15 protein-coding genes are annotated in these 13,497 nt (G+C 68.8%); 9 read left to right on the plus strand and 6 right to left on the minus strand.

The annotated features are described in order from the left end of the window. The first annotated feature begins 14 nt into the window (after nt 1-14). Entirely contained in the window at nt 15-1,937 is a 1,923-nt protein-coding gene (gatE, locus tag C474_RS01650) for a Glu-tRNA(Gln) amidotransferase subunit GatE (RefSeq protein ID WP_008383310.1), read from the plus strand. Here gatE and C474_RS01655 read toward each other — a convergent pair. The 4 genes from C474_RS01655 to C474_RS01670 all read right to left on the minus strand — a co-directional run bounded on the left by C474_RS01655 (nt 1,934) and on the right by C474_RS01670 (nt 4,896). Further along, nucleotides 1,934-2,347: a hotdog family protein gene (locus C474_RS01655; protein ID WP_008383312.1), complete on the minus strand. Its 414-nt coding sequence runs from the start codon at nt 2,345-2,347 to the stop codon at nt 1,934-1,936. The genes gatE and C474_RS01655 overlap by 4 nt on opposite strands. A 58-nt stretch (nt 2,348-2,405) precedes the next feature. Further along, nucleotides 2,406-3,335 (minus strand): M48 family metalloprotease, encoded by a 930-nt coding sequence (locus C474_RS01660; RefSeq protein ID WP_049916640.1) that lies wholly within the window; start codon nt 3,333-3,335, stop codon nt 2,406-2,408. Between the two features lie 148 nt (nt 3,336-3,483). Next, nucleotides 3,484-4,320 carry an RNA methyltransferase gene (locus C474_RS01665; protein ID WP_008383316.1) on the minus strand — a complete coding sequence of 279 codons (837 nt, stop codon included), beginning with the start codon at nt 4,318-4,320 and terminating at the stop codon, nt 3,484-3,486. Continuing rightward, complete coding sequence (locus C474_RS01670) at nt 4,321-4,896, minus strand: hypothetical protein (RefSeq protein WP_008383317.1); 576 nt, start codon at nt 4,894-4,896, stop codon at nt 4,321-4,323. A 116-nt stretch (nt 4,897-5,012) separates the two neighbouring features. Between C474_RS01670 and folP the strand changes: the two genes are divergently transcribed. Beyond that, nucleotides 5,013-6,197, plus strand: a complete 1,185-nt coding sequence (gene folP, locus C474_RS01675; protein WP_008383319.1) for a dihydropteroate synthase — start codon at nt 5,013-5,015, stop codon at nt 6,195-6,197. A 185-nt stretch (nt 6,198-6,382) separates the two neighbouring features. Next, a complete protein-coding gene (locus C474_RS01680) occupies nt 6,383-7,057 on the plus strand; it encodes a 6-hydroxymethylpterin diphosphokinase MptE-like protein (protein WP_008383321.1) in 675 nt (224 codons plus the stop codon). 61 nt (nt 7,058-7,118) lie between these two features. On the opposite strand, the gene C474_RS01685 is transcribed toward C474_RS01680, so the two are convergent. Beyond that, nucleotides 7,119-7,958, minus strand: coding sequence for a hypothetical protein (locus tag C474_RS01685; protein ID WP_008383323.1), 840 nt, complete (start codon nt 7,956-7,958; stop codon nt 7,119-7,121). 345 nt (nt 7,959-8,303) lie between these two features. Here C474_RS01685 and C474_RS01690 point away from each other — a divergent pair, with 345 nt between their 5' ends. The 4 genes from C474_RS01690 (at nt 8,304) to C474_RS01705 (ending at nt 11,588) form a co-directional block, all read left to right on the plus strand. After that, complete coding sequence (locus tag C474_RS01690; protein ID WP_008383325.1) at nt 8,304-9,710, plus strand: cryptochrome/photolyase family protein; 1,407 nt, start codon at nt 8,304-8,306, stop codon at nt 9,708-9,710. Between the two features lie 111 nt (nt 9,711-9,821). Beyond that, the gene (locus C474_RS01695) at nt 9,822-10,439 is read left to right on the plus strand and encodes a DJ-1/PfpI family protein (protein WP_008383327.1); all 618 of its coding nucleotides are present in this window, start codon (nt 9,822-9,824) and stop codon (nt 10,437-10,439) included. 102 nt (nt 10,440-10,541) lie between these two features. Continuing rightward, nucleotides 10,542-11,141 (plus strand): superoxide dismutase, encoded by a 600-nt coding sequence (gene sod, locus C474_RS01700; RefSeq protein WP_008383329.1) that lies wholly within the window; start codon nt 10,542-10,544, stop codon nt 11,139-11,141. A 141-nt stretch (nt 11,142-11,282) separates the two neighbouring features. Further along, nucleotides 11,283-11,588 carry a DUF5827 family protein gene (locus C474_RS01705; RefSeq protein ID WP_008383330.1) on the plus strand — a complete coding sequence of 102 codons (306 nt, stop codon included), beginning with the start codon at nt 11,283-11,285 and terminating at the stop codon, nt 11,586-11,588. A 6-nt stretch (nt 11,589-11,594) separates the two neighbouring features. Here the strand turns inward: C474_RS01705 and C474_RS01710 are convergent, their stop codons facing one another. Continuing rightward, the gene (locus C474_RS01710; RefSeq protein ID WP_008383332.1) at nt 11,595-12,173 is read right to left on the minus strand and encodes an MBL fold metallo-hydrolase; all 579 of its coding nucleotides are present in this window, start codon (nt 12,171-12,173) and stop codon (nt 11,595-11,597) included. Nucleotides 12,174-12,302: 129 nt separating this feature from the next. Between C474_RS01710 and thyA the strand changes: the two genes are divergently transcribed. Both thyA and C474_RS01720 read left to right on the plus strand, forming a co-directional pair. Continuing rightward, complete coding sequence (thyA, locus tag C474_RS01715; protein ID WP_008383335.1) at nt 12,303-13,304, plus strand: thymidylate synthase; 1,002 nt, start codon at nt 12,303-12,305, stop codon at nt 13,302-13,304. Nucleotide 13,305: 1 nt separating this feature from the next. After that, on the plus strand, nt 13,306-13,497 hold a 192-nt coding region (locus C474_RS01720; protein WP_008383337.1), incomplete at its 3' end, for a dihydrofolate reductase.

Genomic DNA, 13,497 nt, shown 5'->3' on the forward strand with positions numbered 1-13,497 from the left:
CGCATTGGCTATCAATGAGCGCGTACGACTACGAGGACCTCGGACTCGTCGCGGGGCTGGAGATTCACCAGCAGCTCGACACCGCGACGAAGCTGTTCTGCGGGTGTCCGACCGCGATTCGCGACCCCGACGACGCCGAGCGGACGTTCACCCGGTTTCTCCACCCGACGAAGAGCGAACTCGGCGAACTCGACGAGGCGGCCTTAGAGGAGAGCCGCGTCGAACGCGAGTTCGAGTACCTCGCCTACGACACCACCTGTCTGGTCGAAGAGGACGACGAACCGCCGCACCGCCTCGATCGTGAGGCGCGCGAGGTGGTCATGCAGATAGCGTCCCTCCTGGACATGGAGGCGGTGGACCAAGCGCACGTCATGCGCAAACTCGTCATCGACGGCTCGAACACCTCGGGCTTCCAGCGCTCCTCCTTGGTCGCGCAGGACGGCGAGATAGCGACGAGCGACGGCCCCGTGGGCGTCGAGGACCTGATGCTCGAAGAGGAGTCCGCCCAACGCGTCGAGGAGACGGACGACGGCGTCACTTTCTCGCTCGACCGACTGGGCATCCCGCTCGTCGAAATCGGCACCCGGCCGGACATCTCCTCGCCCGAACAGGCGCGCGAGGCGGCCGAGACCATCGGGATGCTGTTACGCTCGACGGGGAAGGTCAAGCGCGGTCTCGGCACCATCCGGCAGGACGTGAACGTCTCCATCGCCGACGGCGCGCGCGTAGAGATAAAGGGCGTGCAGGCGCTGGATACCATCGACGACATCGTCAGACAGGAGGTCGGCCGACAGGTCGAACTGCTCGACATCCGCGAGGAACTGCGCGACCGAGACGCCTCGGTCGGCGAGACGACGGACGTGACCGAGGTGTTCGAGGATAGCGCGGAACGAAGTTCCGCGGACCACGCGAGCGGGCAGAGCCCGCGATCGGACACCGACTCGGGCGTCATCGGCGGCGCCCTCTCCTCGGGCGGCGCCGTCCGCGCCGTCCCCCTGTTCGGCTTCGACGGCCTCGTCGGCCGCGAGATTCAACCCGACCGCCGCCTCGGGACCGAATTTTCGGACCACGCCAAGCGCCACGGCGCGGGCGGCATCTTCCACACCGACGAACTGCCCGCTTACGGCGTCACGGAGGCGGAAGTCGCGGCCCTCCGCGAGGCCGTCGGCGCGGGCGAGGAGGACGCCGTCGCCATCGTCGCCACCGACCCCGAGACGGCGGCGTTGGCCATCGACGCCGTGCAGGCCCGCGCGGAGGCGGCACTGTCGGGCGTCCCCGAGGAGACCCGCGGCGCGAACGAGGACGGCACGACGCGCTATCTCCGCCCCCTGCCCGGCGCGGCGCGGATGTACCCCGAGACGGACGTGCCGCCGGTCGAACTCGACCCCTCCGAGGTCGAGACGCCGGAACTGCTCACCGAGAAGGTCGAACGCTACCAATCGGAGTTCGGTCTGGGCTCCGGCCTCGCCGAACAGGTCGCCTACGGCCGGAAGATGCCGCTCTTCGAACGCGCGACCGACGAGGGCGTCGACGCGACGTTCGCGGCCGGCCTCCTCGAATCGACGCTGACCGAACTCCGCCGCGACGACGTGGCCGTCGGGAACGTCTCCGACGACCACCTCCTCGACCTCATGCACCTCGTCGAAGACGGCGAATTGGCGAAGGAGGGCGTCAACGACGTGCTGACGGCCCTCGCGGAGGACCCGTCGCTGACGGCCGAGGCGGCCGTCGAGGAGGCGGGCCTCTCGGGCGTCGACGAGGCCGAGGTGCGCGACGCCGTGAGCGAAGTCGTCGAGCGAAACCGCGCGCAGGTCGAAGAGCAGGGCATGGGCGCGTTCTCGGCGCTGATGGGCGAGGCCATGGGCGCCCTCCGCGGGAAGGCCGACGGCGAAGTCGTCAGTTCGGTGCTCCGCGAGGAGATACAGAAACGCGCTTAGGACTTCCGCACGAGTCCGGTCACCGTCCCCCTCATCACCACCTCTGACTCCGATTCGGAGTCCGGTCTGGCGTCCACTTTCCGCGTACAGGTCACGTCCACCGAGAGGTCGTACCGGTCGTCTCGCTCCTCGACGCGTTCGACGACGCACTCACAGCGGACGCTGTCGCCGGTGTACACCGGCCGCTGAAACTCGAACGTGAACGAACGACCGAGCACCCCGAGGTCCCCGCCGACTTCGGTCGGCAGCGTCGCCGTCAGGAGGCCGTGGACGAGCAACCGTCCGTCCTCGTCCGGTTCGGTGTGTCTCGGCTGGTCGTCGTTCGAGAGGGCCGCGAACTGCCTGACCTCCTCGGTCGAGAACGACCGCTCCACGACGTGCGTGTCTCCTTCGCTCGGATACTGGGACATGATTCGGACGCACTCGCCGCCGGCGGAAGAACCTGTCTCCGCCCTCGACCCGGTCGCGTCAGCGAATCTCGACTCGCACTCGGTCGTCCGCCGCGCGGCGGCGGAGTCGTTCGACCCGGTCCTCGGTCCGCGGATGCGTCGAGAACAGGTCCCGGAGGGCGTGTTCCTCGCCGGACTCCACCTCGCCGCGGATCCACAGCGGCGAGAGGATGCCGAACTCGGGGGTCGCCGCCCGCTCTATCTTCTCCAGCGCACGCGCGAGAGCGAGGGGCCGTCCCGTGACGGCGGCGGCGCGGGCGTCGGCGGCGTACTCCCGGCGGCGCGAGTGCGCCCGCGCGAACAGCGTCACCGCGGCCATCGCGAGCGCGACCCCCTGTTCGAGACGCTGGCGCACCCGTCCGGGGACCGTCTCGGCCCACGAGGCGGGGTCGCCGCGGAACCACGCGGCCGCGAAGGCGAGGCCGCTGACGAGGAACACGACGGGCGAGACGACGGTGTAGGCGAGGCTGACGACGGTCTGGACGGCGCTGAACGCGAGCGTCTGGACGAGGCTGTCGCGGCGTTCGAGGTGCGCCAGTTCGTGCGCCAACAGCCCCTCGAACTCCGCGTGGTCGAGGAGGCGGAGCAACGCCGCGTCGACGACGACGGTGTCGCGACCCGCGGTGTCGAGGGCGAACGCGTTCGGCGTCTGGAGTCGGACCACCATCAGCCGCGGCGTCTCCACGTCCATCCGTCCGACGAGGCCGTCCAACACCTCGTAGACGCCGGGACTCCGCTCTCTGGGCAGTTCGCGGGCGTCGAGTTGAACGAGGAGGCGCGCCGTCCCGACTCTGAGGCTGAGGTAGCCGAAGACGACGGTGAGGACGGCGACGGCGAGGACCGCCGTGGTCGGGTCGGGGCGCAGACGCCACAGCGTCGCCAGCGCCACGTAACTGCCGTACGCCAGCAGTCCGTAGAACAGGAGGACGACGACGCCGACGAGAAACATCAGGAGTCGGATCCCGCCGCGGGCGGAGGAGGCGGACATCGACCGTCAGTAGGGAATCGAGCGTCAAAACGGTTCGTTCGGCGGCGGGCGAGGTGGCCAACCGAGCGTCGGCGGCGGGCGAGAGAGTCGGGAGCGGTCGGCGGTCGATTCAGTCGTCGCGTCCGCCAGGTTCGCCGGTCTGCGCTCCCTCGTTGGCCTCCTCGTCTCGCTCTCCGCGCCCGTCACGCCCGTCCCGCTCTTCGCGCGCTTCGCTCCCGAACCGGTCCAATCGATCGGTGGCGCGGCGGAACACGCCCGTCAGCGTGTGGACCTCCCGGTCGGTCGGGTGGGCGCGTCCGACGACGCGGCGCATCATGCGCATCGTCTTCGGCCGCTTGTGGTCGCGGTGCTCGACGCGTTCGAGGAACGCCCCGAAGTTATCGTAGAAGCGCTCGATGTCCGCCTCTTCGGCCCTGTCGCGTTCCACGTCGGGCAACTGCGTCTCCGCGACGGTGAGCGAGCGGAGTTCGTAGAACAGCACCGTCGCCGCCTGTCCGAGGTTCAACACGGGGTACTCGCCGCTGGCCGGGATGGAGCACACCTCGTCGAGTCGCGAGAGTTCGTCGTTGTTGAGGCCGCGGCCCTCCCGGCCGAAGACGAGGGCCGTCTTCGTGTCGACCGTCTCCAGGCTCTCGCGCACCTCGACGGGCGTCTTGAACGGGTATCGGACGTGCTTTCGGCTGTCCTCGTTCGTGATGGCCGTCGTCCCGACGGTGTGGTACTCCTCGATTATCTCATCGAAGGTGACCTCCTCGGCGTTCGGGAGGACGTCCTCGCGGGCGTGGCCGGCGAACCCGTACGCCTCGCCGTCGGGTTCCAGTTCCGGCGGGTTCACGAGTTTGAGGTCCGTCAGCCCGAAGTTCTTCATCGCGCGGGCGATGGTGCCGACGTTTCCGGGCGTCTCGGGTTCGACGACGACGACGACCGGTTTGTGACTGCGAGCCATCTACTCCGTGGGGTAGTCCTGCCCCAAGTCGAGTCGGTTCTGGTCCTCGTCGTTCCAGTCCTCGTACGTTATCTCGCCCTTCTTGAAGTCGATGCGCTTGCGCTTGCCCTCCTGTCCCTCGTTGAGACGGCGGTTGAGTTCCGCCGGGTCGGGCGGCGTCGGGAGCTCGTTCGGGTCGGTGTCGACGTGGTCGGGCCCCTCGTAGTCGTCGGGCGCGCGGCCGCCGGCCGCGAACCACTCGTGGAACTCGTCGCGGAACGTCTCCTCGCCGCGGTAGTCGGACCCGCCGGCCTCGCGGTACCAGTAGAAGAAGTCCACCTCGTGGTCGGGGCAGAGGAGCACCTCTTCCATCGGTTCGCCGTACACCACCTTCGCCGGATTACAGCGCTTTTTCTCCCCTTCGCCGTGCACCAGATAGCAGGCGTCGCAGGGTTTCGACTGCAGGTAGGTGAGTCGGATGAGTCGCGTTCGGGCGTCCTCCGGCACCTCGTCGAGCGCACGGAACTCCCCCTCGTCGGTGAACACCTCGGATTCGTCGAAGCGCCACCCGCGGAGTCCGATGCTGACCTTCGCCATGAGCGGAGAGTAGCGGGCGCGCGGATAAAAAGAGCGTGACTCGGGCGTTCGACGGTGGCAGCGAGGGGCGCCGAGACCGGACCGCATATGTCGGTCCCATCCTACCACCCCACAACATGCAGACCGTCGACGCGGCCGGACTCGAAATCGGTGACGACCGACCGCCGCGCATCATGGGCGTCCTGAACGTCTCGAAGGAGTCGCCGTACGCTCCGAGCGTGTTCGACGACCCCGGCGAGGCGGCCGAGCACGTCGACGCCGCCCTCGTCGGCGAAGGCGCCGACATCGTCGACGTGGGGTTGGAGTCGGCGAACAAGCGCTTCGAGGTGCTGTCGGCTGAGCAGGAACTGGACCGCCTCGACACCGCCGTCGAGGCGATAGAGAGCGTCTCCGGCGACGCCGTCTTCTCCATCGAGACGCGCTACCACGAGGTGGCCGACGAGGCGCTCTCGCGGGGGTTCGACATGGTGAACGACATCTGCGGCTTCGCCGACCCGGAGATGCCGACCGTCTGCGAGGACCACGACGCCGCCGTCGTCAAGATGGCCTCCCCGCCGGACCTCGAACGCCCCGGCGCGGTGGAGGAGGTGGACGACATCTACGACGCCCTCGCGCGAAACGGCTTCACCGACAAGACCGTCGTCGACCCCGCCTTCGGCGGGTGGTCGGAGGCGAAGACGCTCGAGGACGACCGGGAGACGTTCCGCCGCCTCCGCGAGTTCCGCGGTTACGGCCGGCCGATACTCGTCTCCATCAACCGGAAGAACTTCCTCCGCGAGGTGGCCGGACGGGAGACCGAGGCGGCGCTTCCGGTCTCGTTGGCGGCCACCTCGATGGCCGTCGAACGCGGCGCGCACGTCGTCCGGACGCACGACGTGGCGGAGACGCGGGACGCCGCGCTCGTCGGACGGGAGTTCGCCCGACGACGGACTCGCGACGCCGATTCGGACTCCAGTCCCGACCGCCTGAGCGTCGAGGAACTCGACGTGACGACGCCGCGGGAAGCCGAACGCCACCTCGACCGACTCGGCGTCGACGCGCCGGCGTCCGTCGCCGAGGAGTCCGTCGTCCGTGTCTTCGAACTCGACGGCCTCTCCGACGGCGACGTGCGAACGCTCGCCGCGGCGGCGGGAGACGCCGGCGCGACACTCGCACGAGGGGCGACGGCCCCGGCGGCCGCCGGGCACGACGTCCTCCTCTTCGGAACCCCCCGCGCCCTCCGCGAGGCGGCGACGGTCGCCGAAGGGGGGTCCGAGGCGCTCCGGTCGGCGCTCAACTCGGTGACCCGAAAAGTATTCTGAGCGCCCGAGAATAGCTATAGAGCCACGAGAGTATCCCTATGTGCATTTCGTATCGACACTTAGTTAAGAGAAAACTTATGCCGGACGGTCGAGAATCAGCCCACTGGAAGCCGGAAGGGCACACGGGTAGGGGTACTTGGTGCCATTCCGGCCCACACCGAACTATCTTTGCGGAGTCCTAACCGATGGAGTTCACCGACTGGGAACCCGTCTACGAGCGGATTCTGTCCGATTTCGGCTACCCGCGGGAGGGCGACGAACGCGCCCGCGACGCGATGGCCGAGTACGCGCGTCCGTTCGACGCAGGCAGAGTCGACTGCGCGGGCGAGACGGTGGCCGTCGTCGGGGCCGCGCCGTCGCTTCGGGACGAGGTCGACGCCGTCGCCGACGCCGACCGGGTGTTCGCCGCGTCGACGGCGGCGGACGTCGTCCGCGAGGCGGGTTACCGCGTCGACCTGATGGTGACCGACTTGGACAAGAACCCCGAGACGGCGAGAGAGCGCACGCAGGCCGGACGGCCGGTGGCGGCGCACGCCCACGGCGACAACGTCCCCGCCGTCAGACGGTGGATGCCCCGGTTCGACGCCGGACACGTACTGGCGACGACGCAGGCGGCCCCCGTCGAGAACGTCGTCAACTTCGGCGGATTCACCGACGGCGACCGCGCGGCGTTCCTCGCCGACGCGTTCGGAGCCGCCGAACTCCGGTTCGTCGGGTGGGACTTCGACGACCCGAGCGTCGACGCCGCGAAGGCGCGGAAACTGCGGTGGGCGGAGCGACTGCTGCACCTCCTCGAACGGCGCCGCGGCGAGCGGTTCGCGGTGCTGGACGGACGGCGGGAGTCGATACGGCCGCTGTGAGAGGAGAGACGGACGGTCCCGAGTTCCGGAGTGTTCCGGAGTGGTCGCAGACGGGGCGCGTTCAGGCTTCCGCGTCGGCGTCGGGTCGGCGAGGCCGGTCGACGCGTACGGGATCGACGGACGCCTCGAACAGACGGGAGGCGCAGGCCCCGCAGGTGGCCGCGAGGACCGATTCGCGCGCGAGGCGGGCGGAGGCAGGGTCGCCACCCCGCCGGCCGACCCGGGAGACGGAGACGGCGCCGTCGCACGCCGGACACCAGTCGAGACAGAGCCTGAGCGCCGCGAGAACGCGGGTTCGAGCCGTCGAGTCCAGCGCCCACCACTCGGGGAAGCGAGTTCGGAACTCCTCGACGGCGGTGACGTCGGCGAGGAACGCCGCGCGCGAGGGCCACCGGCCCGCGGGTCGGTCGCGGACCGAGGCGACGAGCGTCCCGTCTTCGGCCTCCCACGACAGTTCCACGTCGCGGCGCGGGACCGAGAGCAGGTCGGCGAGGGCCGCGGTGTCCTCGCTCCGGTCGCCCATCGAGACGATGCGGCGACGCCACGCCCGTTCGAACGCCGGGTCGATGCGCGGGATATCGCCCTCGCCGTCGACCAGCAGGTCGGCGCCGCGGAGGTGCGACTCGACCGGGTCGACGCCGGACTCCGCGGGGAGTCGAGACGGGTCGTCGTCGCTGGAGAGACTGCGCGCGCCGGCGACGGCGCGGCGGGGGAGTCGGCGGGCCGCGGCGCGGAACTCCGGGTTGTCGGCGACGACGACCGCGGCCGTCCCCACGAGGACGAACGAGACGACGACGCCGGCGGTCGGCCACCGCGCCACCGTCCCGACGACGACGCCCGCGAGGACGGCGAACGCCGCGACGGTCAGCACGACGACGCGGGGGTCTCGGCGGCGTCGCACGGCGAGGGCTATCGAACGGACGGACGTACCTGCAGTCGCGGTGCGTCTACGGACGCGGTCGAACACTCTCGCCACTACCAGAACCCAACGAATGCTCCGGGTTAGGTATGCGGCGCTTACTCCCAATTCACGACATATCGGCCGTTTTTTCGCCTGTCCTATCGACCATTATGTTCTGCATCGCTGAATCGACCCGAAGCTAATCACCGGATACCGGCGAATAACGTTCACCAAAACGGAACGGTGCGGACGAACGATCCGAAACTGCGGGCGCGTTCTCCGAGTGTGAGAGAGTTTCTCATTCGATGCCGGTAGTTTGAGGCGTATCTCGTCCTTGCCACTGGTATGCAACTTCACTGGCACCGGCGCGACCTGCGCGCGTCGGACAACCGCGGTCTCGCGGCGGCGGCGGACGCGGACGAGGTCGTTCCCGCCTTCGTGTTCGACGACGACGTGCTGGCGCACGCCGGTGCCGCGCGGGTCCGGTTCATGCTCGACGCCCTCGCCGGGTTGCGGGAGCAGTACCGCGAACGCGGCTCCGACCTCGTCGTCGCCCGCGGCGACCCGGTCGAAGAGATTCCGCGCCTCGCGGCGGCGTACGACGCCGAGCGCGTCGTCTGGAACCAAGACTACTCGGGTCTCGCGCGGACCCGCGACGCGGCGGTGCGGCGAGCGCTGGACGACGCGGGCGTCGGCCGCGAGTCCGTTCACGACGCGATTCACCACCAACCGGGGTCGATAACGACGAACGCGGGCGACCCGTACTCCGTGTACACCTACTTCTGGAAGAAGTGGCGCGACCGGGAGAAGGCCGGCCCCTACCCCGCGCCGGACGCCGACTCGCTGGCCGACGTGACGGGCGAGGACCTGCCCGGCATCGGAGACCTGGGGTTCGAGGAACCGACCGCCGAGGTGCCCGACGCGGGTACCGAGGCGGCCCGCGAACGTCTATCGTCGTTCTGCGCGGACGCCATCTACCGCTACGCCGAGGACCGCGAGTACCCCGAACGCGACGCCACCTCGCGGCTCTCGACGGACCTCAAGTGGGGGACCGTCGGGGTTCGGGAGGTGTACGAGGCGACCGAGGAGGCGGCGGCGGAAGCCGACGGCGAGGAGGCCGAGTCGGTCGAGGAGTTCCAATCGCAGTTGGCGTGGCGGGAGTTCTACGCGCACGTCCTCTACTTCAACCCCGAGGTGGTGACGGAGAACTACAAGTCGTACGAGAACGGGATCGAGTGGCGCGACGACGCGGCGGCGCTGACCGCGTGGAAGGACGGCGAGACGGGCTACCCCATCGTCGACGCGGGGATGCGGCAGTTGCGCGCGGAGGCGTACATGCACAACCGGGTGCGGATGCTCGTCGCCTCGTTCCTGACGAAGGACCTCCTCCTCGACTGGCGCGAGGGGTACGCGCACTTCCGGGAGCACCTCGCGGACCACGACACCGCCAACGACAACGGGGGCTGGCAGTGGGCCGCCTCCACCGGCACCGACGCGCAACCCTACTTCCGCGTGTTCAACCCGGCGACGCAGGGGGAGCGCTACGACCCCGAGGCGACCTACATCAAAGAGCACGTCCCCGAACTCCGCGACGCCGACCCCGAGACGGTTCACGATTGGCCCGAGTTGTCGCCGACCGAGCGCGAATCGGCCGCGCCCGACTACGTCGCCCCCATCGTCGACCACTCCGAACGCCGCGAGGCGGCCATCTCGATGTTCGAGGACGCGCGCGGCGACGACGGGGACGACTGAGCGAAACTGCTGGCAGAGGCGGCAGCGACGGTGACGCGGGCCGTTTCCGGCGCCTGCAGTCGGTATCCTCGGAGAGCATACACTCTTACTCGCGGCCACTGATGCCCCGGTATGGACGTCGAAATCCTGCTCTACGACGGCTTCGACGAACTCGACGCCGTGGGCCCCTACGAGGTGTTCCAGACGGCGGGCGCGTTCGGCGCGGACTGCGCGGCGCGGTTGGTCACGCTCGCGGAGGCCGAATCGGTGACGGCGAGTCACGGCCTCCGCGTCGGCGTCGACGGGACGCTCGGAGACGCCCACGACCCGGACGTCGGCGGACCGAACGTCCTCCTCGTCCCCGGCGGCGGGTGGGCCGACCCGACGGAACCCGGCGCGGGGATGGAGGCCGAACGGGGGGCGATTCCCGACGCCGTCGCCGCGCACGCCGACCGCGGGGACGTTACCGCCGGCGTCTGTACCGGCGGGATGCTCCTCGCCCGCGCGGGCGTCCTCGACGGCCGGCCCGCCGTGACGCACGCGAGCGCGCTCGACGACCTCCGGGCGACGGACGCCATCGTGACCGAGGCGCGGTTCGTCGACGACGGCGACGTGCTCACGGCCGGCGGCGTCACCTCCGGGTTGGACCTCGCCCTCCACCTCGTCGAACGCGAGTGCGGAATCGACACCGCCGAGCGCGTGGCCCGGGAAATCGAGTACGAACGGCGAAGCGCCCCGGCGGGAAAGTAGCCGTCCGAGAGACGGTCACCGAATATGACAGTGTCGTGTTAGCATAGCACTCCTCAACGTTTAACAGCGGTCCGAGACAAATACGGAGTGGAGGAATCTCTCATGAGCTACGAACTCGACCCCCTACCGTACGACTACGACGCGCTGGAACCGCACATCTCCGAGCAGGTGCTCACGTGGCATCACGACACGCACCATCAGGGCTACGTGAACGGCTGGAACAGCGCCGAGGAAACCCTCGAATCCAACCGCGAGGAGGGCGACTTCTCCTCGTCGGGTAGTGCGCTGCGCAACGTCACCCACAACGGCAGCGGGCACATCCTCCACGACCTGTTCTGGCAGAACATGTCGCCGGAGGGCGGCGAGGAACCCTCGGGTGACCTCGCCGACCGCATCGAGGAGGACTTCGGCTCGTACGACGCCTGGAAGGGCGAGTTCGAGGCCGCCGCCAAGAACGCCAGCGGATGGGCGCTGTTGGTCTACGATTCGTTCTCGAACCAGCTGCACAACGTCGTTGTCGACAAGCACGACCAGGGCGCACTCTGGGGTTCCCACCCCATCCTCGCGCTGGACGTCTGGGAGCACTCCTACTACCACGACTACGGCCCCGCGCGCGGCGATTTCATCGACGCGTTCTTCGAGGTCGTCGACTGGGAGGAGTCCAGTTCCCGCTACAACGAAGCCGTTCAGCTGTTCGAGTAAGCGACGAGACTCGGAGTTCACTCGCTTCGAGCGTACACCCCGACTTTCTTTCGACGCCGCATCACGCCGCCAGCGACGCGTCCGTTCCCCCGACGCCGCGCAGTCACCGCGCTTACGTGCGCCGGCGGCGACTGTGTCGGTATGCCCAAATCGAAAGACGAGTTCGACACGCTGTACCCCTACCAACTGTACGAACCGGAGGAGATTCTGGAGGAGGACCTGATGTACACGGTCCCCGAGATGTCGCGCGTCCTGCAGGGACTCGACCCGGAGACGGAACTCGACGCCGAGACGGAGGACCGAATCGTCGTCTGGACGGTGCCGTGGCTGATGGCGCACGCCGACGAGTTGGTCATCAACGACCCGGAGGGCGACGAACCGGGCTACTTCGGTCTCAAATCGCAGTCGCGCCCCGCGGACGAGATTCCCGAGGACGCCGACGAGTAGCCCGAATCACCCCATCCGGGCGGCGCGCCCGGCCGTCTCGACGTCGTCGAACGGCTGCCGCGTGACGCTCGGTCCGTGGCCGACGTGCATCTCGGCGAAGTCCTCCTCGACCGCCTCGCGGAGTCTGTCGAGGCTGTCTATCAGCGTCGGTCGGTCTCCCTCCTCCAAGTCCGTTCGGCCGAACCCGCCGTTGGCGAACACCAAGTCGCCGGCGAACAGGACGCCCGCCGCGCGCGAGTAAAAGCAGAGGTGGTCGTTCTTGTGTCCGGGCGTGTGGAGCGCCTCGTAGTCGTCGTCGCCGATGGGAACCGCCTCGCCGTCGGCTATCGCGTTGTCGACCTCCGGGCGGTCGGCGTCGAAGCCCCACGTCTCCACGTCGAACGCCTCCCGGACGGCGTCGACGTTGTCGACGTGGTCCGAGTGAGTGTGGGTGAGGTACACGCGGTCGAGTTCGTCGACGTGCTCTTCGATTCGGGGCACGACGTCGAAGTTCGCCCCCGGGTCGACGAGCGCGGTGGTGTCGCCGGTGACGAGAAAGACGTTGCTCGTGAACGCCTGCACTCCCTGCGCGAGGTTGGTTATCACGGATGCGCGTAGACGCGAACGGAACTTTCGTCTTTCTCTCTGGCCGGACCCTGTCACTCGGCAAGTCGAACCCGTATCGCACACTCTTTAGGCAGCAACTGTGTCCACAATCGTAACACCAACTTCCCCATGCGTCAGTATCTCGACTTGGTCTCCGACGTGTTGTCCGGCGGCCACCACAAGCCGAATCGCACCGGCGTCGACACGATTTCGTCGTTCAGCCGCCACTACGAGGTGGACCTGCGGGAGGGCTTTCCCCTCCTCACGACGAAGGACCTCTCCGGGTTCCGCTGGAACTCGCTGATTCACGAGTTCGTCTGGTATCTGTCGGGCGAAGAACACATCCGGGCGCTGCGCGAGGAGACGGGCATCTGGGACGCGTGGGCCGACGACGAGGGCCACCTCGACACCGCGTACGGCCGCTTCTGGCGGCGCTTCCCCGTCCCCGAGGAGGGACTGCCGGGCGAGGCGTGGCCCGACGACTCCCACCGCTGGATGAACGACGGGGAACGGACGTTCGACCAGATACAGTACGTCCTCGACACCCTCCGCGAGAACCCGAACTCGCGCCGGATGGTCGTCAACGCCTGGCACCCCGCCAACGCCGCCGTCTCCACCCTGCCGCCGTGTCACTACTCGTTCGTCTTCAACGTGCAGGGCGACGAACTGAACCTCCACCTCACACAACGGTCGGGCGACATCGCCCTCGGCGTCCCGTTCAACGTCGCGGCGTACGCCCTCCTCGCGCACGCCGTCGCTCAGCGGACGGGCTTCGAAGTCGGGAAGTTCGCCCACACCGTCGTCGACGCGCACGTCTACTGCGGGACGGGCGAACGCGGCGCGTGGTACGGCGAGCACCTCTCGGACCTGCAGGAGCGACTCGCGAGCGTGGGTTCGCGAGAGGAGTACCTCGACGTGCGCGACTGGGTGGTCGCGGCCGCGCCCGAGGAACCCGACGGCGAGGAGGACTACGACCACGTCCCCGGCCTCCTGAGGCAGTGCGCCCGCGAACCCGGCGCCAAGCCGACCATCGAAGTGGCGGACGTGCCCCTCGAGGAACTCACCCACGACGATATCGAACTGCGCGATTACGACCCCGACGAAGGAATTCGGTTCGCGGTGGCCGAGTGAGATGGTCGGGAGCGACTCTCCCCGGGACGCCGACGCCGACTCCGTCGAGTTCGTCCTCGTCGCCGCCGTCGCCGCGAACGGCGTCATCGGACGAGACGGCGGGATGCCGTGGCACCTCCCCGAGGACATGGCGCACTTCAAGCAGACGACGACGGGCCACCCCGTCGTCGTGGGCCGGAAGACGTACGAGAGC

Origin of the sequence: Halogeometricum pallidum JCM 14848, from assembly GCF_000337095.1 — an archaeon.
Lineage (GTDB): Archaea > Halobacteriota > Halobacteria > Halobacteriales > Haloferacaceae > Halogeometricum > Halogeometricum pallidum.

Coding starts and splice junctions, on each gene's coding strand:
- C474_RS01690 (WP_008383325.1), top strand. CDS start 8,304: ATGCAACTTCACTGGCACCGGCGCGACCTGCGCGCGTCGGACAACCGC.
- C474_RS01695 (WP_008383327.1), top strand. CDS start 9,822: ATGGACGTCGAAATCCTGCTCTACGACGGCTTCGACGAACTCGACGCC.
- C474_RS01660 (WP_049916640.1), bottom strand. CDS start 3,335: ATGTTTCTCGTCGGCGTCGTCGTCCTCCTGTTCTACGGACTGCTGGCG.
- C474_RS01705 (WP_008383330.1), top strand. CDS start 11,283: ATGCCCAAATCGAAAGACGAGTTCGACACGCTGTACCCCTACCAACTG.
- folP (WP_008383319.1), top strand. CDS start 5,013: ATGCAGACCGTCGACGCGGCCGGACTCGAAATCGGTGACGACCGACCG.
- C474_RS01655 (WP_008383312.1), bottom strand. CDS start 2,347: ATGTCCCAGTATCCGAGCGAAGGAGACACGCACGTCGTGGAGCGGTCG.
- C474_RS01680 (WP_008383321.1), top strand. CDS start 6,383: ATGGAGTTCACCGACTGGGAACCCGTCTACGAGCGGATTCTGTCCGAT.
- C474_RS01665 (WP_008383316.1), bottom strand. CDS start 4,320: ATGGCTCGCAGTCACAAACCGGTCGTCGTCGTCGTCGAACCCGAGACG.
- gatE (WP_008383310.1), top strand. CDS start 15: ATGAGCGCGTACGACTACGAGGACCTCGGACTCGTCGCGGGGCTGGAG.
- sod (WP_008383329.1), top strand. CDS start 10,542: ATGAGCTACGAACTCGACCCCCTACCGTACGACTACGACGCGCTGGAA.
- thyA (WP_008383335.1), top strand. CDS start 12,303: ATGCGTCAGTATCTCGACTTGGTCTCCGACGTGTTGTCCGGCGGCCAC.
- C474_RS01670 (WP_008383317.1), bottom strand. CDS start 4,896: ATGGCGAAGGTCAGCATCGGACTCCGCGGGTGGCGCTTCGACGAATCC.